Origin of the sequence: Streptococcus sp. LPB0220 (genome assembly GCF_008727815.1) — a bacterium.
Lineage (GTDB): Bacteria > Bacillota > Bacilli > Lactobacillales > Streptococcaceae > Streptococcus.
In genome coordinates, this window is the sequence record NZ_CP044230.1 from 110,812 (window position 1) to 134,315 (window position 23,504).

General features: G+C 39.5%; 26 protein-coding genes and 1 pseudogene. 17 read left to right on the plus strand and 10 right to left on the minus strand.

Annotated features, from left to right (window positions below):
* Positions 1 to 101: 101 nt before the first annotated feature.
* The 4 genes from LPB220_RS00625 to LPB220_RS00640 are packed head-to-tail and all read right to left on the minus strand — an operon-like array spanning position 102 to position 2,800.
* Positions 102 to 1,790: an FtsK/SpoIIIE domain-containing protein gene (locus LPB220_RS00625; protein WP_150905050.1), complete on the minus strand. Its 1,689-nt coding sequence runs from the start codon at positions 1,788 to 1,790 to the stop codon at positions 102 to 104.
* A 13-nt stretch (positions 1,791 to 1,803) separates the two neighbouring features.
* Complete coding sequence (locus LPB220_RS00630; protein WP_150905052.1) at positions 1,804 to 2,265, minus strand: conjugal transfer protein; 462 nt, start codon at positions 2,263 to 2,265, stop codon at positions 1,804 to 1,806.
* A gap of 21 nt (positions 2,266 to 2,286) precedes the next feature.
* Positions 2,287 to 2,583, minus strand: a complete 297-nt coding sequence (locus LPB220_RS00635; protein ID WP_150905054.1) for a cytoplasmic protein — start codon at positions 2,581 to 2,583, stop codon at positions 2,287 to 2,289.
* A 34-nt stretch (positions 2,584 to 2,617) separates the two neighbouring features.
* Entirely contained in the window at positions 2,618 to 2,800 is a 183-nt protein-coding gene (locus LPB220_RS00640; protein WP_049488287.1) for a hypothetical protein, read from the minus strand.
* 661 nt (positions 2,801 to 3,461) lie between these two features.
* On the opposite strand from LPB220_RS00640, the gene LPB220_RS00645 reads away from it, so the two are divergent.
* From LPB220_RS00645 to LPB220_RS00670, 6 genes are all read left to right on the plus strand, one after another.
* On the plus strand, positions 3,462 to 3,803 hold the full coding sequence (locus LPB220_RS00645; protein ID WP_150905056.1) for a helix-turn-helix domain-containing protein: 342 nt from the start codon (positions 3,462 to 3,464) through the stop codon (positions 3,801 to 3,803).
* Positions 3,804 to 3,861: 58 nt separating this feature from the next.
* Positions 3,862 to 4,278, plus strand: a complete 417-nt coding sequence (locus LPB220_RS00650) for a pyridoxamine 5'-phosphate oxidase family protein (protein WP_150905057.1) — start codon at positions 3,862 to 3,864, stop codon at positions 4,276 to 4,278.
* 29 nt (positions 4,279 to 4,307) lie between these two features.
* A complete protein-coding gene (locus tag LPB220_RS00655) occupies positions 4,308 to 5,321 on the plus strand; it encodes a hypothetical protein (protein WP_150905059.1) in 1,014 nt (337 codons plus the stop codon).
* Complete coding sequence (locus LPB220_RS00660) at positions 5,302 to 5,487, plus strand: hypothetical protein (RefSeq protein WP_150905061.1); 186 nt, start codon at positions 5,302 to 5,304, stop codon at positions 5,485 to 5,487. Before LPB220_RS00655 ends, LPB220_RS00660 begins: the two co-directional genes overlap by 20 nt.
* Before the next feature lie 124 nt (positions 5,488 to 5,611).
* Complete coding sequence (locus tag LPB220_RS00665) at positions 5,612 to 6,472, plus strand: ImmA/IrrE family metallo-endopeptidase (protein WP_150905062.1); 861 nt, start codon at positions 5,612 to 5,614, stop codon at positions 6,470 to 6,472.
* An 8-nt stretch (positions 6,473 to 6,480) separates the two neighbouring features.
* Positions 6,481 to 7,167, plus strand: a complete 687-nt coding sequence (locus LPB220_RS00670; protein ID WP_150905064.1) for an XRE family transcriptional regulator — start codon at positions 6,481 to 6,483, stop codon at positions 7,165 to 7,167.
* Between the two features lie 357 nt (positions 7,168 to 7,524).
* Here the strand turns inward: LPB220_RS00670 and LPB220_RS00680 are convergent, their stop codons facing one another.
* Positions 7,525 to 7,887 carry a MerR family transcriptional regulator gene (locus tag LPB220_RS00680; RefSeq protein WP_150905066.1) on the minus strand — a complete coding sequence of 121 codons (363 nt, stop codon included), beginning with the start codon at positions 7,885 to 7,887 and terminating at the stop codon, positions 7,525 to 7,527.
* Positions 7,888 to 8,169: 282 nt separating this feature from the next.
* On the opposite strand from LPB220_RS00680, the gene LPB220_RS00685 reads away from it, so the two are divergent.
* A complete protein-coding gene (locus LPB220_RS00685; protein ID WP_150905068.1) occupies positions 8,170 to 8,925 on the plus strand; it encodes an SDR family NAD(P)-dependent oxidoreductase in 756 nt (251 codons plus the stop codon).
* 192 nt (positions 8,926 to 9,117) lie between these two features.
* Here the strand turns inward: LPB220_RS00685 and LPB220_RS00690 are convergent, their stop codons facing one another.
* The 4 genes from LPB220_RS00690 to rpmF form a co-directional block, all read right to left on the minus strand.
* Positions 9,118 to 9,729: a Fic/DOC family protein gene (locus LPB220_RS00690; RefSeq protein ID WP_000240414.1), complete on the minus strand. Its 612-nt coding sequence runs from the start codon at positions 9,727 to 9,729 to the stop codon at positions 9,118 to 9,120.
* Positions 9,722 to 9,910: a hypothetical protein gene (locus LPB220_RS00695; RefSeq protein WP_000171299.1), complete on the minus strand. Its 189-nt coding sequence runs from the start codon at positions 9,908 to 9,910 to the stop codon at positions 9,722 to 9,724. Before LPB220_RS00695 ends, LPB220_RS00690 begins: the two co-directional genes overlap by 8 nt.
* 383 nt (positions 9,911 to 10,293) lie before the next feature.
* Positions 10,294 to 10,443, minus strand: a complete 150-nt coding sequence (rpmG, locus tag LPB220_RS00700; protein ID WP_001265622.1) for a 50S ribosomal protein L33 — start codon at positions 10,441 to 10,443, stop codon at positions 10,294 to 10,296.
* 15 nt (positions 10,444 to 10,458) lie between these two features.
* A complete protein-coding gene (gene rpmF / locus LPB220_RS00705) occupies positions 10,459 to 10,641 on the minus strand; it encodes a 50S ribosomal protein L32 (RefSeq protein WP_003009516.1) in 183 nt (60 codons plus the stop codon).
* A gap of 214 nt (positions 10,642 to 10,855) precedes the next feature.
* On the opposite strand from rpmF, the gene ilvD reads away from it, so the two are divergent.
* Together ilvD and LPB220_RS00720 are read left to right on the plus strand one after the other, a co-directional pair.
* Complete coding sequence (ilvD, locus tag LPB220_RS00710) at positions 10,856 to 12,559, plus strand: dihydroxy-acid dehydratase (protein ID WP_150905069.1); 1,704 nt, start codon at positions 10,856 to 10,858, stop codon at positions 12,557 to 12,559.
* 585 nt (positions 12,560 to 13,144) lie between these two features.
* Positions 13,145 to 14,419 carry a uracil-xanthine permease family protein gene (locus LPB220_RS00720; protein ID WP_150905071.1) on the plus strand — a complete coding sequence of 425 codons (1,275 nt, stop codon included), beginning with the start codon at positions 13,145 to 13,147 and terminating at the stop codon, positions 14,417 to 14,419.
* A 162-nt stretch (positions 14,420 to 14,581) separates the two neighbouring features.
* Here the strand turns inward: LPB220_RS00720 and LPB220_RS00725 are convergent, their stop codons facing one another.
* Positions 14,582 to 14,923, minus strand: coding sequence for a metal-sulfur cluster assembly factor (locus tag LPB220_RS00725; RefSeq protein WP_150905073.1), 342 nt, complete (start codon positions 14,921 to 14,923; stop codon positions 14,582 to 14,584).
* 170 nt (positions 14,924 to 15,093) lie between these two features.
* On the opposite strand from LPB220_RS00725, the gene hisS reads away from it, so the two are divergent.
* The 8 genes and pseudogenes from hisS to LPB220_RS10915 all read left to right on the plus strand — a co-directional run.
* A complete protein-coding gene (gene hisS / locus LPB220_RS00730; protein WP_150905075.1) occupies positions 15,094 to 16,377 on the plus strand; it encodes a histidine--tRNA ligase in 1,284 nt (427 codons plus the stop codon).
* 180 nt (positions 16,378 to 16,557) lie between these two features.
* Complete coding sequence (gene thrC / locus LPB220_RS00735) at positions 16,558 to 18,042, plus strand: threonine synthase (RefSeq protein ID WP_150905077.1); 1,485 nt, start codon at positions 16,558 to 16,560, stop codon at positions 18,040 to 18,042.
* A 50-nt stretch (positions 18,043 to 18,092) separates the two neighbouring features.
* On the plus strand, positions 18,093 to 19,373 hold the full coding sequence (locus LPB220_RS00740) for an MATE family efflux transporter (RefSeq protein WP_150905079.1): 1,281 nt from the start codon (positions 18,093 to 18,095) through the stop codon (positions 19,371 to 19,373).
* Positions 19,370 to 19,999, plus strand: coding sequence for an HAD-IA family hydrolase (locus tag LPB220_RS00745; protein WP_150905081.1), 630 nt, complete (start codon positions 19,370 to 19,372; stop codon positions 19,997 to 19,999). Before LPB220_RS00740 ends, LPB220_RS00745 begins: the two co-directional genes overlap by 4 nt.
* Positions 20,000 to 20,267: 268 nt before the next feature.
* Positions 20,268 to 20,696 carry a MarR family winged helix-turn-helix transcriptional regulator gene (locus tag LPB220_RS00750; RefSeq protein WP_003009542.1) on the plus strand — a complete coding sequence of 143 codons (429 nt, stop codon included), beginning with the start codon at positions 20,268 to 20,270 and terminating at the stop codon, positions 20,694 to 20,696.
* 15 nt (positions 20,697 to 20,711) lie between these two features.
* Complete coding sequence (locus tag LPB220_RS00755) at positions 20,712 to 21,074, plus strand: DUF1304 domain-containing protein (RefSeq protein ID WP_003009544.1); 363 nt, start codon at positions 20,712 to 20,714, stop codon at positions 21,072 to 21,074.
* A gap of 509 nt (positions 21,075 to 21,583) precedes the next feature.
* Complete coding sequence (gene trpE / locus LPB220_RS00760) at positions 21,584 to 22,942, plus strand: anthranilate synthase component I (protein ID WP_150905083.1); 1,359 nt, start codon at positions 21,584 to 21,586, stop codon at positions 22,940 to 22,942.
* A pseudogene (locus LPB220_RS10915) lies at positions 22,939 to 23,499 on the plus strand (aminodeoxychorismate/anthranilate synthase component II); the annotation flags it as partial. The gene trpE and the pseudogene LPB220_RS10915, both read left to right, overlap by 4 nt.
* Between the last annotated feature and the right edge of the window lie 5 nt (positions 23,500 to 23,504).

A 23,504-nucleotide genomic window follows, 5' to 3' on the forward strand; every position in this document is an offset into this window, starting at 1 on the left:
CTTGGCGTTTTTGCCAAATGTAACCCCCCTATTAGAAAACGGGGGTTGAAGTTTCATCATGGCCTAGAGACTTCGGGCTACGGTCTGCGCCTGACCTTCGGTCAGGCTTGCCCTTGCCCTTGTCCTAGCCCATGATGAACAATCGTCGCTTCAACTGCTTTTGGATAAGACCTGCGTCCTCCCTCTTCAAATTGAGCGAGGATTTCAAGAAGAAGTTTTTCTTGAAAAGGATCCACTAGAATAGCGGATACAGTCCGTTCAAAGATGATCCCTTGTTCTGTTAAGAGATAGATAATCTTGCGTAAGGTTGGCATTTTAAGATTTTGTTCGTCCGCAAATTCCTTGAGTGGTCGTTTGTTTGATTCATTTTCTATGGTCTCCTCTTCATATATAGGATCAATTGTTTCAAGCGGTGGTTTATATTCTTCAAATACTGAGAATTCTTCTCCTTCAAACTCCATGATGGGAATTTTAGAGTAGGCATCATAGAAAGAAAAGCCTTGATCAAGCGGTACATATGGAGAGAAAAACTCACCAGCCTGCTCGCCGTTGTTTGCGATATAGCCCCGTCCTTTGACCTTGACTCCATTAATTTCATCTAGCTTTTTGAACTCTTTGGTTTTATTGGCATCTCCAAACATCATGTCATATCCTGTTGATTCTAAATGACCGACGGAGAGACGCTTCATAAAATTATCCCGAAGAGCAGTTTTAATAAATTCACCATCGGGCCGTTGCATAGCAAAGATGATAAAGACTCCGGCTTGACGACCTTCTAGAACTAACTGTGAAAGATATTCCATGAGTTCTGACTGTTGGCTATAGTCACGATCAATCTTTGCCATAAGAGCTGCCCACTCGTCCACCAGAATGAATTTTGGTTTCATATCATAGTGAGTAAAGTTCTTCCCAGCTTGGAATTTTGGCGAAGTAGACATCCGTTCATAGCGTTTTTCCATGAACTCTACATTCTCTTTAAAACAGTTAATGATATCTTCCTTACTAGTATAAACACGGCCATGAAAGACTGGAATTTTCTTTAATCCAGCTAGATCTGAATTCTTTGGATCACAGATATCGACAAAGCTAATTTTAGCCAGTGCATAGATTATGGTCATGAGAATAACTGTTTTTCCTCCACCTGTTCCACCGCCAATGAGAAGATGAGGTTCTTCGATATAATCCCAGGATACATCTTTCATGAGTTGGAGTTTGGATCCCTTGACTTTTACTTCATCGATGGTGATTCGGCTATTAATCCGATTAATAGCAATTTCATATTTGATAAAGCGGTTATCAAAGGTTTTATTACGAAAGTCCCCGTTAAACATGACTTCAAGAGTAGCTCCAAGGTTTAAAAAGCGATCTTGGAATTTATTACCTTCTAGAATGAAACTCACTTCAATCTTGTAGCGAGACTGTTTGATATACACTTGAGGTAAGGTGATTTTTTCAATGATCTTGTTTTCACGTCTGACCTTTTTAACTAGATAGAGGTTATTCTCTAGCAAAAAACGAGAAAGAATTCGAAGGCTGTTTAGCTTTTGAAAAAAGAGCATCTTCCTGTAGCAAACTCGATTGATAAACCAAGAGAAGATTAAAGAAAAGAGAAGCCCAGCTCCTAGAAAATATCCTTGGGGTAAGGGATGAACTTTTAATTCTTCTAAATGTAAGTAGCTGTAGTAACTAATAGCCAACAAAAAAGGAAACCACCAGATAAACCATGTGATTCCCTTTAGTTTACGATGAAAAACTCGAACTCTTTTTCCACGATAGGTAAAGAGTTTCATTCTGCATCACCTCCTAGTTTTCCTTCTTATTTTCTACTGGTTTGTTTTCTTTAGTCGGTGCGCCTCCAGTTTTTTTCTTGATTTTAGAAGCAAAGAGCTTATAGATATCATTACGATTGACGTGGGTATGGGTGATAACAATATCTTCCAATTCAACTTCTTCACGGTATTTAATGCCCAAATCTTCAATTTCAGACTCAGACATATCTGCGATAGTGAAAAAGAGTGTTTCGTGCTGGACAGAAGAGTGAATCCCTACAACAATTCCACGGATCTCACCTGTATTGACCTGTACAAATGATCCATCAGGATTCCGTTGTGAGCGATCCACTTCAAAGATGATATCAGGACCCTCAATGCCTCGGAAAGACAGTTTTCCAAGGACAGCTGGGACATCTAGTCCATCTGTAATAACACGATAAGTCTTGTCAGCAATTTGTAGTTTTTCTCCGTAGTTTAATCCAATTTTAGCCATGTGATTTTCTCCTTTTATTTCTTATTTTTTGATTACCAATTTTTCCGCAAAGACATTGAGATAAGGTGCAACATTATTGCCATTTAGTGCAGTGTCTGGGAAAAAGATTGGGTTAACTGCTTCTACTAGAGCATCTTCAGGGAATACCGTTGTAGAAGCTGGTGTGATGACATGGAAGGCTCCGTGCTCTGCGCTGTTTAGAATATGACGTTGGTATTTACCTTCTTTTCCAAAAATAAATTTAGGAGCATTTCCCAAACGTTCGTAGTAAGCAGGGCCAATAAATTCTGGTTTCATTTTAAGTGTTTCTGAGATCATAAGTTTTTCCTTTCTGAGTGTAAAATAAAAAGAGTTAAGCTAATTGCTTCACTCTTGAGTAATAGTGGGTAAATAGTTTGCGTTTAAACATACGACTATAAAATTGAATATCCCCATGAGCATAGCCATTTCTACGAGCAGCATCTGCGAGATGGTCTAAATCAATTTGAGCTTGAGCATAGAGTTTAGCCTGTAGTTTATCAGATTCGCTAAACATGCCATAGGTAAATTCATAGTTATCATAGAGTCGTTTACATTGTAGTGCGAAAAAAGTTTGTCATATCATTCTCCTTTATTGTAATAAGTAAAAAAGCTACTAAGTGAAAAAAGGAAAGAACTTAGTAGCTTGAGAGTAGGTCTATCTAATTAGATAGACAGCAGTAAAGAAAAGTTATTTGGTTGAAGGATCCCTCCTTCACGGTGGCAACGTTTAGCAAGGTGCTTTGCGTGAATTACCATCGCTTTCCCAGCCAATCTCTTTAGGTAGTCATGATCATACCCAAGGGATTCTCTTACGCCCTTTGGCGAAGCCAGTTCACTTTACTATTCGGAAAAGTGCGAAAGTCCGAAATGCGTGGAAGCCCACAAGAATTGAATCTTGTTTTCTATCTTCACTTCAACCATAAAACGGACTTGACTTTTCTTATCAAAACATTTACAATAAAGGTACGAAGTTTATGTGTTGTTCTGATGATCAGTCCTCTGGTTGTCAGACGCACTTTTTATTTAATTGTCAATGATCGTGATTTAGCCTTGAAGATAAGGTTATTATTTTCAATCGCTATACAACTATCAGTTGTTGGTTATATTATACAACTGTTGGTTGTATATGTCAACGATTTTCTGCAAAATTTTAAAATAATTTTTTGAGGTCACATATGGAATTCGCAGAACGCTTGAAAACACTAAGGAAACAAGTAAAACTAACACAAGCTCAAATAGCTGAAAAACTAAGTATTTCCCAACAGGCATATGCTTCATGGGAGCGTGGCGTCAAAAAACCAACGCAAGAAAATCTCGTTAAAATTGCACAAATTTTAAATGTATCAGTTGACTATTTAGTAGGAAACTCAGAAGAAAAATCAGATGAACTAGATAATATTGAATTGCTTTTCCGTATGAATTCAAAAGGTTTAACTGAGAAAGAAAAAGAAATCTTCAAAAAAGAACTGATTGAGTTTATGGAAAAGAGAAAAAAAGCATTTGAAGAAAACAAGTAAACTAAAAATTAGCCTTTTTTGTTTGATAACTTCATTGATTAAAAGGAGTGTTTTATAAATGGATGTAAAAAAAGAATTTTTGAAAATAATGTCTGAACAAAAAGAAATAGCCTTAGCGACATCTGTAAACGATATTCCAAATGTAAGAATAGTCAATTTTATTTTTGATTCAACCAATAATATACTCTACTTCTCATCTTTCAAAGGTAATGATAAGATTAAGGAAATGGAATCAAACTCTCATATTGCATTTACTACAATTCCACACTCTGGGAATGAACACGTAAAAGCTAAGGGCTTAGTTCAAAAAAGTACCAGAACTATTTTTGAAGTGGCGGACCAGTTTATTGCTAAAGTACCAGGTTACAAAAATACTATTGAATTTGCAGGGGAATCTTTAGTTTTATTTGAAATACGATTTGATACTGCGATCGTTACCAAAGATCTAGAAACAATTCAAACTATAGAACTTTAAATTAAAGTTCCAAAAATGGAGATTAAAGTATGGAAAGTTTTGAAATTGAAATACCAAAAATTGAGCATTTTGAAGTTGATGTCAGAAAAAAGGAATTATACAACTATGATTTCCAATCATATTCATTAACTCCACTGCAAAAAGAAGCCTCTTTAGTAGTTGCTAATAAGATTAGAAATAATTTATTTACTCATATTCCTGAAGCTAAATTATTAAAAAAGCTTGTTGAAAAGAATGATAATGACAATGTAGAATACGTTGCAAAATTATCTGAAGTTGCAAAAGAAAAGTTAAAATCGGGAGAATGGAGTTATGGTATACGAAAAAAAACAGGCGAGACCTATGCAGTATTAAAAGATACTAAAACTGGAAAAATTAAAAGTAGTGTAACCTTAGAGAAAAAGGCTGTCAAAGAGTTAGGAAATCTTCCTGAGCTTTCTGCAATACAAGGGCAACTAGCCTCTATCTCAGAACAAATTGAAAGCTTAAATGAACTAGTTATCCGCGTAGAACAAGGGCAATACAATGATAGATTTTCAGGATTTTTCAGTGCTCGCCAACTAATTGTAGAGGCCTTAGCAACCAGAAATGAGCAATTAAAAAAAGAATTACTACTGTCAGCAATTAAAGAAAATAACAATACTATTGCAAAACTAATGATGTCAATTTACACTGATAGTATAGATTTTACCAATCTCAAAACAAAACAAACAGACGCTAATAGAATAAACATTCTACTTCAACAATCAATTAGTTACCTATCATCTGCAATGCAGTTAAATGTTGTTGCTTATACGGTATTAGAGGAACATGAGTCTGTTATAGCTGTGTTAAGCAATTACAAAGCTTTTACTGAGCAAACTTTACTTGAGCCTAAATATGATGGAAAAAGTTTAGCTTGGAAAATTGATAATTTTACAAAAGGAAATAGCAACACTTTTATAAATTTGACACAGAGTATTTCAGAAAATATCAATACATTGGTTAACCATTCAGAAACATTATTAGTAGAGGAAGATACGAATGAAAGAAGAGAAAGTTAAAACATGTAAATACCTTAGATGTAATAAAGAAGTATACTCTCCAAAAGCAAAATTCTGTGGAGAGCACGAAAGATTTTATAGAGAACACAGAAATAAAATTGGAGGTGCGTTGCTGACTTTTGGAGGTATCGCTCTTTCAGCTTTAGTAAAAAAACAAAAGAAATAATCAGACTATGTCTATATATTTAACGTAATATAAAAAAGGTGGACACCCATCCACTTTTTTTATATAATAAACTCAACCAAAATAGTTTAGTTTTGTAATTTATACTTAAAGGAGGTACCATTCTTTGGATGAATTGTATACAAGAATAAGTAAGTCTACAAAACATATGTTATACCAATACATGAAGGATCATGATATTTCATTACTAAATTATAATTTCAACTACTTCTTTCAATATTGTATTCAAAAATATCAAATTCAAGTAATTAGTCACCACTTCTCAAATCACAAGATTGAAGGATTAACTGTTATTGATAAATTAGGTATTAGTTTTTCTTATGAAAAGGATAATCCCATTGTGAAGCAAAATTTTACGCTGTGTCATGAGCTAGGACATTTTATCCTAGAGCATGAAGGTAATTATTTTGCAGAATCTATTGATAATCAGGAGAACCTACTAGAGCGAGAAGCGAATATTTTCTCTGCTGTAGTATTAATGCCTGACATTGTTTTGTTGTCGAAGATTTATTATAGTTGCGACACCTTTCAACACATTCAAAATAGCCTAGATGTTTCAAAACAGGCATTGTTCTTTCGCCTTTTAGACCTTCTTAGGGAATATTATCCTGGAAAAGAAAATACCATTAAACAGGCGATCGATGCTTATATTGATGGACAAAATGCCACACTTCTCCTTTTGTTTCATAGCATAAAAGAACATATTATAAAGGAGTTTAACAACTACCAGACTTCTCTAATTAATAAGATAGAGCCAGCAGTGAGCAAAAGAGGTTTCGTTACTAGTCAAGAGTATCCAGAACTTCTAAATCTAGAGAATTGGAAAACAATAAAGGCTTGCCGTGACAATTTAAAAGTATGGCTCATTTATGACAAAGGAAAATCTATAGCTTATGTTTGGGATAAAAATAAGCTAACAGATAAAGAGGCAAAACAAAAAGCTGAATTGAAATTACTATTAATGTGAGGAAAACGATGTACCAACCAGAAAAACTAAAGGCTCGCAGAAAAGAGCTAAAAATGACTCAAAAAGATATTGCAGATCAACTGGGTATTACCTACCAAGCCTATTCTGCATGGGAACGCGGAATAAAACAACCATCTAGAGAAAAAATAAAGCTTTTGGAGCAGATTCTAAATGCTCCAAAAGGCTATTTTACAGAGCTTGAAATTGCCCGACTATATAATATTTTATCAGATAAAGCTAAGGATCAAGCACTTAATTATGTTAGAAACTTGGTTCAAAAAGAACAATGTAAGAATGTTGTTTCGCTATCAGAAAAACTATACGAATACCATGTTTACGAAAAAATGTCTGCCGGTATCGGTTCATCGGTGTATAACGATCAGAACTATGATACTGTTTATTTTCATGAAGAACTAGCCCATGATTTCGCCTCATGGATTTCTGGTGACTCAATGGAGCCCAAATATCAAAATGGCTCTGTGGCTCTCATTCGTGAGACAGGATTTGATTATGATGGAGCAGTTTATGCCGTAGTCTGCAATAGCCAGACTTATATTAAACGAGTTTATCGAGAGGAGCATGGCTTAAGACTGGTTTCTATCAATCCAAACTATAAAGATATTTTTCTTTCGTATGATGAAGATCCTAGAATTGTAGGGATTATTGTAGGGAATTTCTTACCTGTTGAACAGTGATATTGTTGATTATCTTGAAGGTGGAATAGAATCTTTTAAACATAAAGTTAAAATATATAAAAGTATTATTTAATTAAAATAGTTGAACCATAGTTTTTTGATTTAAAGAAATTCTTTCTACAATAGTTGTTAATAAGAAGAATTATTTTTCTTTAAATTGTAGTAATAAAAAGGGATATTTGCTATCTATTTTTATTTTGTTCTAAATCCGGTTTTTGGATAGAATATCAAATGATGAAACAAAATATTTTTGAAAATACAAAAAAACAAACGCCAAAAATAACGTTTGTCTTCGTTCTGAAGGGATTGAAATTTTGTTTTCAATCCCTTTTTTGGATAAAGAAAATAATAATGGTGCTAATTAGGATTAATACCTAAATAAGTTTTAATTTTCTTTTCAAGAAAATCAATATGTTTGTTAATTTCAGTTTGTTGCTTATGAAGTTCATCAAGTTGAAAAAATAGTAGTCTAAGTCGTTGAGGAATTGTGGAGTCTCCTTTATATCTTAGGTCAGCGTATTCTTGCATATTTTTAATAGACATTCCCGTCTTTTTTAATCTAATAATGAATTGAGTCCACGCTATATCAGAGTCATCATAGTATCTACGATTATTTTCTTCTCTGTGTGAGTAAATCAATTTTTCTTGCTCATAGTATCGAAGTGTGGAAATAGAAAGTCCAGTTTTTTTAGCAAATTCTCCAATAGAATAGTGAGCCATAATATTTTTCCCCCCTTTTTTTATTATTTTAGCATAATTTTTAAAAAATCAAGAAATTTTCAGTTTTCTCTTGACATAAAGTGCACTTTACTATGTAAAATACATAGCATCAAAGGAATTTGATATAAAGCTAGGAGAGGAGGTAATACCATATAGACGAAAAATTGGTTTGAAGGAATAGAGAGCTCCAAAGGGGCTTAGTGATAAGGCTGTCAAGAACCTTGATGGGAGCAGCGACTCTTATAAAAAATGCAAATAGCAATCTGTAAAGGAGAAAATAGTATGGAACAAACGAAGAATTATACTTGTATTACTGGAGCCAGTGCTGGTATAGGAGCGGAGACAGCAAGACAATTTGCAAAATTAGGAACGAATCTTATTTTAATTGCTCGGCGTCAAGAACGACTAGAAAAATTGAAGCAAGATATTTTGAACCATTATCCGGATTTAGATGTTGTTATTAAAGTTGTTGATTTATCGAAGTCCAGTAATGTTTTTGCTCTTTATGAAAGCTTGAAAAAATATCACATTACTACGCTAATAAATAATGCTGGTTTTGGAAATTATGATAAGGTTGAATCTCAAGATTTAGAAAAGATAATAACATTAATCCATCTAAACATTGAAGCTTTAACAATTCTATCAACTCTATATGTGAGAGATTATAAAGATTGTAAAGGCGCTCAATTGATTAACTTATCATCTAGAGGCGGATACATGTTGGTTCCAAATGCAGTTACATACTGTGCAAGTAAATTTTATGTCAGTGCTTTTACAGAAGGCTTGGCATTGGAACTAGAGGCAAATCAACATCAATTAAAAGCTAAGGTTTTAGCTCCAGCTGCCACAAAAACGGAATTCGGTCAAGTTGCTACAGATTCTAAAGAATATGATTATGATGAGCATTTTGCTAAATATCACACAAGTGAAGAGATGGCACAATTTTTGATGGAATTATATCAAAGTGACAAAGTTGTTGGTTTAGTTGATGTTACAAATTTTGAATTTCATCTTAGCGGACCACTACTTAATTATTAATTATTTTAATAAATAGATATAATATGTATTGAATAATAATAGTTGTAGCCATTTTATGACAAGAAAAAAGCTTCTGAAATGTTAGATTTCAGAAGCTTTTTGTCTATCTATTATGATTTAAACCTTGGTAAGTTATAATTTTCTGTGATATTTAGGATATTTAAAAATATAGAAGTATTTTTGTAGACTAATTTACAATTTTTCCAGTATTTTACCAAGTAGTTCTTCTAACTTTCTTAAATCTCCATAGACTGTTCCGTCCATATAAAGATTGTAAACCTCGTCATCTTGCTCCACACGTATTTGTGCAGAATATCCTTTTGACAGTGCTAAGGAACGAATAACTTCTCGTTGAGTTCGTCCATTACCTTCTCGGAAGGGATGGAAATAATTAAGATTATCAAGAATTTTTGCTAATTGTTTAATAATCCCATCTTTTGAATTAGCAGTTTGATAATAGGTATGAATAAGGCGGTTTATATATACTTGGGCAGTACTGAAAGATTGTATTGACATAAAAGGATTCCCATTTTTTGAGATATTCACCTTGCGAAATTGCCCCGCCCAAGCATAGACATCTTGAAATAAATATTTATGAATGGCTAAAATATCACTAATGGAATATACTTCAATGGTTTTCAAGCGCAAGTCTGCAAGCCTTTTAGTAACGAATAAATGCTCATTCCGATAGGCTTCTTCAATATTTGTAATATTTTGTTTGTTGATTAAGACTGTAGAATTTGGATAGGTATATTGGTGATTGGGGTCAATGTACTCATAGCCTTCGTATTGATTTTTAACCAATATTCAATTCCTTTCGTTTGTTGATAACATAAGTTTTTAAATCAATCACATCTTGAACAGTAGGTTCATAATTTTCAATCATTGATGACCCAATAGCATACCAGACAGTATCAAAATCTGAAAAGTTATCAAAGGGAATTCCTAAAATTGTTAATTCTTCTTTATTCACATCAAGAGTCATGGCACACCTCCTTATATAGAGTTATCCTTATTATACCATAAAATCGGTATTTTCACCTAAAGGATAGAGAGCAAAAGATATATGTAAGCGTATAGATTAATACTTACAGAACTAAAAATATTCCCCTGTTTTTAACCCAACTGAAAACCCATACTTTCCAAACCAAATGTTACTATTTATAAGTAAAAGAACAAATAACAAAAAGAGGAGCTTCACACTAAAGTTCCTCTTCTTTTAAATATCCGAATCATTATTTTTATTTCAAAAAAGGTAGTGAAAAAGGTAGTGATTCGATTGATTTATATTGCAATGTAGTGAAATTTGAAATTTCAAAAATTGCTTAAAATCAAGGTTTTTAACGTCTATTGACGTGTAGTGAACCCCTATTTCACTTCTGTAAACACAACGTGTTTGCGAAGTTTTGGTGAGTATTTCTTCAATTGAAGACGGTCTGGAGTGTTACGTTTGTTTTTAGAAGTAAGGTACAAGCGTTCACCAGATTCTTTGTGTTCAAGTGTAATATTTACGCGCATGGTATCTCCCTTCTATTATTCAGCTGATGCAGCTTTAGCGATCTTACGTCCTTTGTAGTATCCTTTAAGTGATACACGGTGTGAACGTGAGTAATCTCCAGTTGCTTCGTCAAAGTTTACAGATGGAGCTGTTACTTTGTAGTGCGTACGACGTTTGTTTTTCTTCGCTTTTGATGTGCGACGTGCAGGTACTGCCATTTCGTTTTTCTCCTTTTAAGATATAAATTCAATTAGGTTTGATTTTCATCAACTTTAACAGTATAACAAAACTTTTTTGTAAAGTAAAGTTACTTGACAAAAAAAATGAAATTTTTGGAAAAACTTGCTTCTCCATAGTTAATCTCAAAGTTTGGATCTGCCTTTGGGCCTTCTTTTATGCTATAATGGTAAAAAATGAAACGAGAGGAATGACATGACAGAATTAGACAAACGCCATCGTAGTAGTGTCTACGATAGCATGGTAAAATCTCCCAACCGTGCCATGCTTCGCGCGACGGGAATGACCGATGAAAGCTTTGAAAAACCAATCGTAGGGGTGATTTCTACTTGGGCTGAAAACACGCCTTGTAACATGCACCTTCATGATTTTGGAAAATTGGCCAAAGAAGGTGTAAAAGATGCGGGAGCTTGGCCGGTCCAATTTGGAACCATTACGGTTGCGGACGGGATCGCTATGGGGACTCCTGGTATGCGCTTCTCCTTGACGTCTCGTGATATCATTGCGGACTCTATCGAAGCGGCTATGGGCGGTCACAACGTGGATGCCTTTGTAGCCATCGGGGGTTGTGACAAGAACATGCCTGGTTCGATGATTGCCATTGCCAATATGGATATCCCTGCGATCTTCGCTTATGGTGGTACCATTGCTCCTGGTAATCTGAACGGCAAGGATATCGACTTGGTTTCTGTTTTCGAAGGGATCGGGAAATGGAACCACGGTGATATGACTGCTGAAGAAGTGAAGCAACTGGAATGTAATGCCTGCCCTGGCCCTGGTGGCTGTGGTGGTATGTATACGGCCAACACCATGGCGACAGCGATCGAGGTCCTTGGGATGAGTCTTCCTGGCTCCTCTTCTCACCCTGCTGAATCAGCAGATAAGAAGGCCGATATCGAAGAAGCAGGTCGTGCTGTTGTCAAGATGCTTGAAATGGGACTGAAGCCATCTGACATCTTGACCCGTGAAGCCTTTGAAGATGCCATCACTGTCACAATGGCGCTCGGTGGTTCCACCAATGCGACTCTGCACTTGCTTGCGATCGCTCACGCAGCTAACGTTGACTTGACGCTGGAAGACTTCAATGATTTCCAAGAGCGTGTGCCTCACTTGGCAGACTTGAAACCTTCTGGTCAATACGTCTTCCAAGACCTTTATAATGTCGGTGGTGTGCCAGCTGTCATGAAATACCTTCTTAAGAATGGTTTCCTTCATGGGGATCGCATCACCTGTACTGGTAAAACAGTAGCTGAGAACTTGGAAGCCTTCGCTGATTTGACACCGGGTCAAAAAGTCATCATGCCACTTGAAAATCCGAAACGTGCGGATGGTCCATTGATCATCTTGAAAGGGAACTTGGCTCCAGAAGGGGCGGTTGCTAAAGTATCAGGTGTGAAAGTTCGTAACATCACGGGTCCTGCTAAGGTCTTTGACTCCGAAGAAGCTGCCATTGAAGCGGTTCTTTCGGATGAAATCGTGGATGGCGACGTTGTTGTTGTCCGCTTCGTAGGTCCTAAGGGTGGTCCTGGTATGCCAGAAATGCTATCCTTGTCATCCATGATCGTTGGGAAAGGTCAAGGGGACAAGGTGGCCCTCTTGACAGACGGACGCTTCTCTGGTGGTACTTATGGTCTCGTTGTTGGACATATCGCGCCTGAAGCTCAGGTCGGTGGCCCAATCGCCTACCTCCACACAGGGGATCTGGTAACAGTTGACCAAGATACCAAAGAAATCACCATGCACGTCTCAGACGAAGAGTTGGCGAAACGGAAAGCTGAAACAACCTTGCCACCACTGTATAGCCGTGGGGTTCTGGGTAAATACGCCCACATCGTTTCTTCAGCATCACGTGGTGCTGTAACCGACTTCTGGAATATGGAACAGTCTGGTAAACAGTAATTGGATGGACGACTTTGTCCAAAGAGAGAATGGGACAGAAATCGGTAATTCGTTAGAATTCGATTTCGTCGTCCCACCTCCGCACAGTTGAGTAGGGCTGTAAAAGCTGATGAAATCAGTGTAGTAGAGTCCACTCAACCACTGCGTCTTGCTCGACAATCCAAAAATAATTGAGAGGCTAGGACTTTTGTCCCAGCCTCTTTTTTGGCTCAAAGTCGCTATTTTCAACCCTGTCGCTAAAACGTATGAATATTACTTTTTGGGGGATTTGGGTGTATCATCTGTTATTTTTCTTGTAAATCCATCTATAATTTGCTATAATTGTGACTAATCGAATCAATCCTTTAATACTGTCCAGAGAGGCAGGCAAGGAGCCATGGAAATGAAAGGCCTGGGAAGACCAGCCTATATTTTGTGTATCTCCTTGTTGTGGGGGATTTTTTTGTATATTGAAAAGTGGTTTGATAAAAAAGAAATCGTCGATGATGGAGCATGAAGCACTCCCTTACGATTTGGTCATCGAAGGTAGACGTTTTTGTTCAGCCATAGCTTATCGCATCTTAATTTTAGGAGGTTTTTACGATCGTGAATGACGTTAAATATGATGTGAATGAAATGCCAAAACCTGGTTTATTGGTTGGTTTATCTTTCCAGCATTTGTTTGCCATGTTTGGGGCGACAGTACTGGTGCCGATTTTGGTTGGAATTGATCCTGCCATTGCTCTCTTCTCATCTGGTTTGGGAACCTTGGCTCACTTAACCGTGACCAAGTATAAGATTCCTGCTTATATGGGGTCTAGTTTTGCTTATATTGCTGCTATGCAGATGTTGATGAAGACAGATGGAATCGCAGCAGTTGCCCAAGGTGCCATGGCGGGTGGTTTTGTCTACTTGTTTGTAGCTCTGATTGTTAAGTATGCGGGTAAAGATTGGATTAATAAGGTCCTTCCACCAATCGTGGTTGGTCCCATTATCATGGTAATTGGTTTGAATCTTGCGGCAAATGCAGTCACTGATGCGACAACCTTAAATAAAAGCTATAGTGGTTATGCTCTATTGATTTCGATGGTGACCCTCTTTGCGGTTATCCTCTTTAACATGTATGGCAAGAAGATTGTCGGTGTCGTCCCAATTTTACTTGGATTAATTGTGGGCTATATTTTCTCATTGGCTCTTGGTTTGATGACAGGACATAGTTTTGTCAATTTCTCAGAGGTAAGTGCGGCGCATTGGATTCAAGTTCCAAACTTTGACATTCCATTTGTGGATTATAGCTTTAAGCTCTATCCAAGTGCGATTTTGACCATGGCTCCGATTGCCTTTGTGACCATGACGGAACATTTTGGCCACCTCATGGTTTTAAATAGTTTGACTGAGCGTGATTACTTCAAGGATCCAGGGCTTGACCATACGCTTACTGGTGATGGCTTGGCACAGATTATTGCTGGATTCTTTGGAGCTCCTCCGGTAACTTCTTATGGGGAAAACATTGGGGTGATGGCCCTTAGTAAGGTCTACTCAGTTTACGTTATTTCAGGCGCAGCAGTGATTGCGGTTGTCATGAGCTTTATTGGGAAGCTATCAGCACTCTTGCACTCTATTCCAACTCCTGTATTGGGAGGTTTGTCTATTGCCCTCTTTGGGGTTATCGCTGCTAGTGGTTTGAAAATTTTAGTTGAACATAAGATTGATTTTGATAATAAAAAGAATCTCTTGATTGCAAGTGTGATCTTAGTATCAGGGATCGGTGGTTTGATGATTGACCTCGGTGGTCTCCAAATCACGGGTGTGGCAACGTCAACCATTCTTGGGATTGTGTTGTATCAAATCCTTCCAGAACCAAAAGTTGATGAGGCTTAGTCCATTCTGGTAGTGAACAAGTTTGAATGGATTTAAACATTATAAAAACGAGGAACAAACTCTGATGGCAGAGTTGGTGTTCCTCGTTTTTTTATGATGGATTGGATTTCCAAAGAGGCTTTCCTTCATTAGTTGACTGCGTTTATTAAATTGTAATGATTGTTATCGTGGTGGAAGACCAAGGGCGATACGTCCGTATCGGCTGATTCGTGTAATTTTCCAAGCGGGTGACCAAGTCACTTCAACCTTGACATCTTCGATCCCCTCGATTTCCTTGAGGCGCGAAACGATTTCGATCGGAAGGCTCTCAGCACAGCTACAAGCCGTATCGGTAAAGGTCATAACCACCTTGCAAGTGCCGGTTTCATCTAGATGGATCTCGTAGATCAGTCCTAGGTTATAGACATCTAACTCAACATCGGTATCAAATACAAGCTCCAATTTTTCGATTAACGACTTCTCTAGTGCCAGGGCGCGGTCATTGATTTTGATATCCTCTCTCATCGCAAGATCCTTTCAGTGTAGTATGGCTTCCATTTTCTCATAATTCGGCTGATAAGGCAAGAAGAGAAAGACGATTTGAACGTGTCGAACGAAGGAAATTCGGTCCAGTCTCCATTTCTCTTCGAATTTGTGGTAAAATAGAGGCAAAAGTAAGACAAAGGATGAAGGCTATGAAATTACAAAAACCAAAAGGGACCCAGGATATCCTTCCTGGCGATTCAGCGAAATGGCAATATGTAGAAGGCTTTGCACGCAAGGTCTTTGCGCGATACAATTATGATGAAATCCGCACACCGATCTTCGAACATTATGAAGTCATCAGCCGTTCAGTAGGGGATACGACGGATATCGTTACCAAAGAAATGTATGACTTCTATGATAAGGGAGACCGTCATATCACGCTTCGTCCAGAAGGAACAGCTCCTGTTGTCCGCTCCTATGTAGAAAATAAACTCTTTGCGCCTGAGGTACAAAAACCAAGTAAGTTCTATTACATAGGCCCAATGTTCCGCTACGAACGTCCTCAAGCAGGTCGTTTGCGTCAATTCCACCAAATTGGGGTAGAATGCTTTGGATCGAGCAATCCTGCAACGGATGTCGAAACCATTGCCATGGCAGCGCAATTCCTGAAAGAATTGGGAATTGACAATGTAACCTTGCACTTGAACACCTTGGGAAGCCCTGCCAGTCGTCAAGCTTATCGTCAAGCCTTGATTGATTACCTCTTGCCAATGAAGGATCAATTGTCTAAGGACAGCCAACGTCGCTTAGAAGAAAATCCGCTTCGTGTTTTGGATTCAAAAGAAAAAGAAGACAAGGCAGCGGTTGAACAGGCTCCTTCCATCCTAGACTATCTAGATGAAGAAAGCCAAGCGCATTTTGATGCGGTTCGTCGGATGTTGGAAGACTTGGGGGTAGCCTATGTCATCGATACCAATATGGTGCGTGGCTTGGATTACTACAACCACACGATTTTTGAGTTCATTACAGAAATTGAAGGCAATGAATTGACAGTCTGTGCGGGTGGTCGCTATGATGGTTTGGTGGAATACTTCGGTGGTCCTGCGACAGCTGGTTTTGGCTTTGGTATCGGTGTGGAACGGATCCTTCTCGTTCTTGAAAAGAAAGGCATTGAATTACCGATCGAAACAGGATTAGATGCTTATATTGCCGTTCTAGGAGATGAGGCCAATGAAGCAGCGCTTAGCTTGGTTCAAGCCCTTCGAATCCAAGGTTTCAAGGCAGAACGTGACTATCTTGGACGTAAGCTCAAGGCACAATTTAAGTCAGCAGATGTCTTTGCGGCCAAAACCTTGATTACCTTAGGAAGCAGTGAGGTTGAAAGTGGTCAAGTCACTGTGAAAAACAACCAAACTCGTCAAGAAGTAACGGTAGCTCTTGAAAGCTTGAAGAAAGACTTCCCATCTGTTTTAGCAGAGTTGGGATTGGCTTGATCGAACGGGAAAGACAAGGGTAGACAAGATTTATCTGGGAGTAGGGGCAAAATGGTTGCTCCTGCTCTCTTTTATCTTGATTCTGTTTGCCGACCTTTGCCAAGATTTGGCGAAAAGCCGTTAAATTTTCTGACATTTATGATATAATGAGAAGACTACTAGTAAAGGAATGAAACAGTCATGACATTAGTTTACCAATCAACACGAGATGAAAAAAATACTGTAACAGCTAGTCAAGCCATCCTTCAAGGATTGGCGACAGATGGCGGTTTGTTTACTCCGGTCTCTTATCCTCAAGTGGAGCTGGATTTTGATACCCTCAAAGACGCGTCTTACCAAGAAGTGGCTAAGCTTGTTTTGTCAGCTTTTTTGGATGACTTTACAGCAGAAGAGTTGGACTACTGTATTACTAACGCCTATGATAGCAAGTTTGATACACCAGTCATTGCGCCTCTTGTCAAACTCGATGGCCAATACAACTTGGAACTTTTCCACGGTTCAACCATTGCCTTTAAAGATATGGCTTTGTCGATCTTGCCTTACTTTATGACGACAGCTGCCAAGAAGCACGGTCTGGAAAATAAAATCGTCATCTTGACAGCGACATCCGGGGACACTGGTAAAGCTGCCATGGCAGGTTTTGCCGATGTTCCAGGTACTGAAATTATTGTCTTTTATCCAAAAGACGGTGTCAGCAAGGTACAAGAGTTGCAAATGACGACTCAGACTGGGGACAATACTCATGTCATCGCGATCGATGGAAACTTTGACGATGCTCAAACCAATGTCAAACATATGTTCAACGATGTTGAACTACGTGAAAAATTGGCAGCCAACAAGATGCAATTCTCATCAGCCAACTCCATGAATATCGGCCGTTTGGTGCCTCAAATTGTTTATTACGTATATGCCTACGCGCAATTGGTGAAGACAGGTCAAATCACAGCTGGAGAAAAAGTCAACTTCACCGTTCCAACAGGGAACTTTGGGAATATCTTGGCAGCTTTCTATGCCAAACAAATCGGTCTTCCAGTTGGAAAATTGATCTGTGCCTCAAACGAGAACAATGTTTTGACAGACTTCTTTAAAACACGCGTCTATGATAAGAAACGTGAGTTCAAAGTAACCACTAGTCCATCGATGGATATTTTGGTCTCTTCAAACTTGGAACGCTTGATCTTCCACTTGGTAGGCAATGATGCCACAAAGACCAAAGAGTTGATGGAAAGTCTCGTTGCAACAGGTCAATACCAATTGTCCGACTTTGATGCAGATATCTTAGATTTGTTTGCGGCTGCATATGCAGATGAATCAGAAACTGCTGCAGAGATCAAGCGGGTCTATGAAGCGTCTGATTACATCGAAGACCCTCATACAGCTGTAGCATCAGCCGTTTATCAAAAATACCGGACCCAAACAGGGGATACTGCTAAAACAGTCATTGCCTCTACAGCAAGTCCTTACAAATTCCCTGTTGTAGCAGTAGAAGCGGTGACAGGCGAGACAGGTCTAGGCGATTTCGAAGCCTTGGCTAAATTACACACACTTTCAGGTGTTCCTGTACCACCGGCTGTAGACGGCCTTGAAACTGCACCGGTTCGCCATCGTACAAGCGTGGCAGCCAAAGACATGCAAGCAGCCGTAGAAGACTACTTGGGACTTTAATTCTCTGTATTAGAAAGATCAAAAGAGCCGTTTGGCTCTTTTATATACTCATGAATTCATACAAAAAAATCTTAAATATCGCCCTTCCTGCCATGGGTGAAAATTTCTTACAAATGCTGATGGGCATGGTGGACTCTTATTTAGTGGCTCACCTGGGCTTGATTGCCATCTCGGGTGTTTCCGTCGCAGGCAATATCATCACCATCTATCAAGCCATCTTTTTGGCACTGGGTGCGGCAGTTGCCAGTGTCATGTCCAAAAGCTTGGGTGAAAAAAATCAAGCCAACATTGCCTACCATGCGACAGAGTCACTAAAGGTGACCTTGTTGTTGAGTGCTCTCCTAGGAGGGGCTTCGCTGTTATTTGGACGCCAGATGATTTCGCTGTTGGGGACTGAAGCTGCAGTAGCCGAAAGTGGGGGGATTTACCTTTCCTTGGTTGGCGGGACCATAGTTCTCTTAGGATTGATGACGACCTTGGGCTCCTTGGTTCGGGTGGCCAACAATCCACGTCTTCCTATGTATGTGAGCCTGTTGACCAATCTATTAAACGCTCTATTCTCCTCTGTGGCCATTTTCCTTTTTGGCTGGGGGATTGTCGGTGCGGCCTTAGGGACAGTGCTGGCCCGTCTGGTGGGCGTCATCCTCTTGTGGCGAAAGGTCCAGTTACCCTTTGCACCTCTTCGTTGGGGATTGGATCGTAAGCTCTTGAACTTAGCACTTCCAGCTGCCGGAGAGCGGCTGATGATGCGAGCTGGAGATGTGGTGATCATTGCGATCGTGGTTGCTTTTGGGACCGAGGCAGTCGCAGGAAATGCTATCGGAGAGACCTTGACCCAGTTTAACTACATGCCTGTGTTTGGGGTGGCCACAGCGACGGTCATGCTCGTAGCACGGAGCCTGGGTGAAGGTGATCTTGAGCAGATTGCCCGCCTTCGAAAGCAGTCTTACTGCTTGTCCTTCGTGTTCATGTTACCCATTGCCTTGGGAATCTTTTTTGGGGGCACCCTTCTGACCTATCTCTACACACAAGATGTGAAAGCGGTAGAAGCTAGCCTGTCGGTTGTCCTCTTTTCTTTGTTGGGAACGCCGTTTACAGCAGGAACGGTCATCTATACAGCTGTTTGGCAAGGGTTGGGAAATGGGAAACTTCCATTTTATGCAACGACGATTGGCATGTGGGTCATTCGAATTGGAGCCGGTTATCTGCTTGGAGTAACTCTTGGCTTTGGCCTTCCAGGTGTCTGGACTGGGACACTGCTCGACAATGGTTTTCGTTGGCTATTTTTGAGTCAGCTATATAGACGAAAAGTAGGAGAGAAGAAAAAATGACAAAACGAGCCTTTATTTGGGATTTGGACGGAACCTTGCTGGATTCCTATGATGCTATTCTGGCAGGTCTTGAGGAGACTTATGCATCTTATCAGCTTCCGTTTGACCGGGCTAGCATTAAAGATTACATCTTGAAGCATTCGGTTCAAGATCTTTTAGTAGCTGTGGCGGAGGAGTATCATCTGGATGTGACGGACTTGAATCATCGCCGAGCAGAAAGTCTAGCAGAGAAAAATGCCCAGGTCCTTCTGATGGATGGGGCGCGTGATATCCTATCTTGGGGACAAGAATCTGGAATTGAGCAGTTTGTCTATACCCATAAGGGAGAGAATGCCTTTGTCATCCTGCGGGACTTGGGTTTGGAATCTTTTTTTACAGAGATTTTGACCAGTCAAAGTGGTTTTTCCCGCAAGCCTGACCCAGAAGCTGCCATGTATCTGATGGAGAAGTACGGGTTGGAGCCAGAAAATACCTACTATATTGGGGATCGGAGCCTGGATATTGACTTTGCAAGAAATAGCCAGATTCAGAGTATCAATTTCTTGACGTCTGACTATCAAGGCAATCATCAGATGAACACCTTACTAGATATCCCAGGTATTTTAAACGCTGAAAAGAATCTGTAAAGAATTTGTTTTCATTTTGAAATAAAGTCGTAAGCTTTCTTTAAGAAATGTCCGCTATAATAGAACCATAAACAAAGACCTCCTAACTTTGTTTAGAAAAATCCTAAAACTTTTCTTTTTCATAATAATCTCCCTAAGAGTCGCCAAATCAGGCGGCTTTTTTTGTGTGAAAAAACAGTACAAGCTCTTTTTCTTGCAAGAGGATATGAAATGTTTTATAATTGACTAGTCAATTATTGATTTATCAAAAAAGAATAGAGGAAGGGACATGGCAGAAATAAATGATTTGCTCTACCAACTACGTTTGGCAGATCAATCGACTACACAGTTATTTGAAAAGCGACTAGGGATTAGCTTAACACGTTATCAAATTTTGCAGGATTTATTAGAACAAGCGCCTTGCAATCAGATCGCGGTTCAGGAACGCTTGCAGATTGATCCAGCGGCTTTAACCCGGCATTTCAAAATATTAGAAAAGGAAGGATTTGTCCATCGGAGTCGAAATCCAAAGAATCAGCGGGAAATCCTAATTCATTTGACGGATACGGCCTATAATCGTTTGGTCAAACATCCCCCTCGCCATCATGTGGCGGTGAAAGAACAGATGAGTCGGATTTTGACTGCTCAAGAACAAGAGCAATTTTCTTACCTGCTGGACAAATTAGTATCTGGCATTGAACAAATAACAGTTGAATAAAAAGGAGAATCTACGATGTCATTACTGACGATTATTTTAGCAAGTCTTGCTGCACTGGAGCATTTGTATATTTTTTATTTGGAGAGCATCAGAACCACATCTGATACCACAAGTCGGGTTTTCAACATGGATAAAGAAGAACTCGCTCGCCCATCTGTGACCTCTTTATTTAAGAATCAAGGGATATACAATGCCTTGATTGGGGTGTTCCTCTTGTATGGATTGTTTGTCTCTAAAAATAGTGAAGTTGTTACGATTTTTGTGCTTTTTATTATTGGAGCTGCAGCCTACGGTGCGATGACAGCCAATAAAAAGATTATCTTGACCCAAGGTGGTCCTGCAATTTTAGCTTTATTGAGTATCCTATTGTTGGGATAAAAAGGACGGGACGCTAGGGCTCTTTGAGCTGATTTTATTAAATAAGTGTAGAAAAAGTATAAAAAAAGACTAAAAATTTTATTGACTTTCTAAGAAAAAGGGTTATAATGGTAGCAACAGAAAAGTAATGAGTCAGCTATTTTCAGGGAGCTTGTGGGAATTGCGAACAAGCAATAGCGACTGATGAAAATTGGACTGTTATGATTAATGAATTCTAACCCATGTGAATTCGGTTGGCACCCCTTACCGTGCAACTCCTTGATAGAGGAGATAGAGATGTAGGGAAAGACCAGCTATTTTTCCCTATAAAAGAGGTGGCACCGCGGACAACACGCCCTCACACAGTTTTTTGTGTGAGGGCTTTTCTATGTGTTTAGCAAGCGAAGCGAGCTTAGGCACATAGATCCCAAAGCGCAAATAGAGCGATGGGATACCCTTGATCGCCTTAGCAAGCCAAGGTGCGGTTGAATTTATTAGAATAAAAGAGTTCTAGAAGAGAGGTTTCTGATATGAAAAAAGTTTTATCTGCTGATGTGTTGAGTCCAATTTTGGCTTATATGCGTTTGGATGCGCCCCATAAAATGATCTTAGAGTCAATTCCTCGTGAAAAAGAGAATGCGCGTTTTTCAATTGTAGCCTATCGGCCAGTCAGTGAAGTCAAGTTTGAACATGGCGTCCTCTATTACAATGATCAAATTGTTGAAGAGGATCCTTTAGACTTTTTGAACCGCATCACGGTCAAAACGAGAACTTCTGAAGAGCTTCCTTTTAACGGTGGGGCGATTGGATTTGTCGGCTATGACTTGATTGGCCTCTATGAGAACATTGGTTCCATTCCTGAAGATACGATTGGCACACCAGATCTTCACTTTTTCTTATATGAGAGCTATGTGATTTTTGATCACAAAAAGGAAAAGGTCTATGTGGTGGAAGAGAACCTCTATAGTGGACGGAGTGAAGCAGAGCAAGCATCGAGCTTGGAGCAAGTATTAGCACAATTGGCAAGACCTGCAAAAGAAGAGTTTCAGGACAAGGACCTGCATGCACTTCATTTCCACAATCATTTGGAGCAAAAAGAGTTTGAGGAAATGGTGGCCCTAGCGCGGGACTATATTCGAAAAGGGGATATGTTCCAATGCGTGCTCAGTCAACGTTTTTCAGCTGATTTTTCAGGTAAACCATTGGATTATTACCGCAATTTGCGCGTGACCAACCCTTCGAATTATCTCTACTTTTATGATTTTGGGGAGTACCAAATTATCGGTGCCAGTCCAGAAAGTCTAGTGTCGGTCAAGGATCGAGTGGTGACAACCAATCCCATTGCGGGCACACGCCCAAGAGGGATCGATGAAGAGGCTGATCGGCAATTGGCAGCTGATTTGGCAGGGGATCCAAAAGAAGTCGCAGAACACCGGATGTTGGTGGATCTAGGGCGAAACGATATTGGACGTATCGCTCAAAATGGGTCGGTTGAAGTGACCAAATATATGGAAGTGGAATTCTTCCGTTATGTGATGCACCTGACGAGTGTGGTCAAGGGGCAATTACTTCCTGGACTAGCCTCCATTGAGGCTCTGAAGGCAACTCTTCCAGCGGGGACCGTTTCGGGTGCTCCCAAGATTCGAGCCATGAAGCGGATCTATGAGGCTGAAAAAGAGAAACGCGGGGTCTATGCGGGGGCTATTGGCTATCTCTCTGTGACGGGGGATCTTGATTTTGCTATTGCGATACGAACCATGATCCTCAAAAATAAGAAGGCTTATGTGCAGGCTGGAGCAGGAATCGTTTATGATTCGATCGCTGAAAATGAATACCAAGAAACTGTCAATAAGGCAAAATCGATGACAAGGATTGGAGAAGAAGGATGATTTTATTAGTCGATAATTACGATTCATTTACCTACAATTTAGCGCAGTATATCGGGAAATTTGATGAGGTCCAGGTGCTTCGAAATGATGATCCGGATTTGTACCAGGTTGCCCAAGAAGCAGATGCCTTGGTCTTTTCTCCAGGTCCAGGTTGGCCAAAGGATGCGGGTGAGATGGAGGAGATGATACGAGATTTCGCGGGAGTCAAACCAATCTTGGGGATTTGCTTGGGGCATCAAGCGATTGCAGAAGTTTTTGGAGGGCGCTTGGGATTGGCACCACAGGTCATGCATGGCAAACAAAGCCAGATCCAGCTAGAAGCTCCCTCTCCTCTATACGCGGGTGTCGCAAAAGAAGTCCCAGTCATGCGCTACCATTCGCTGACGATTGAAGCCATGCCAGAGGATTTTGTCATTACCTCTCGGACGACGGATGATCAAGCGATTATGGGAATTCAACACCGTAGCTTACCGATTTATGGTTTTCAATACCATCCAGAAAGTATCGGGACGCCAGATGGGCTCAAGACCATCGAAAATTTTGTCAAACTAGTCAAGGAGCG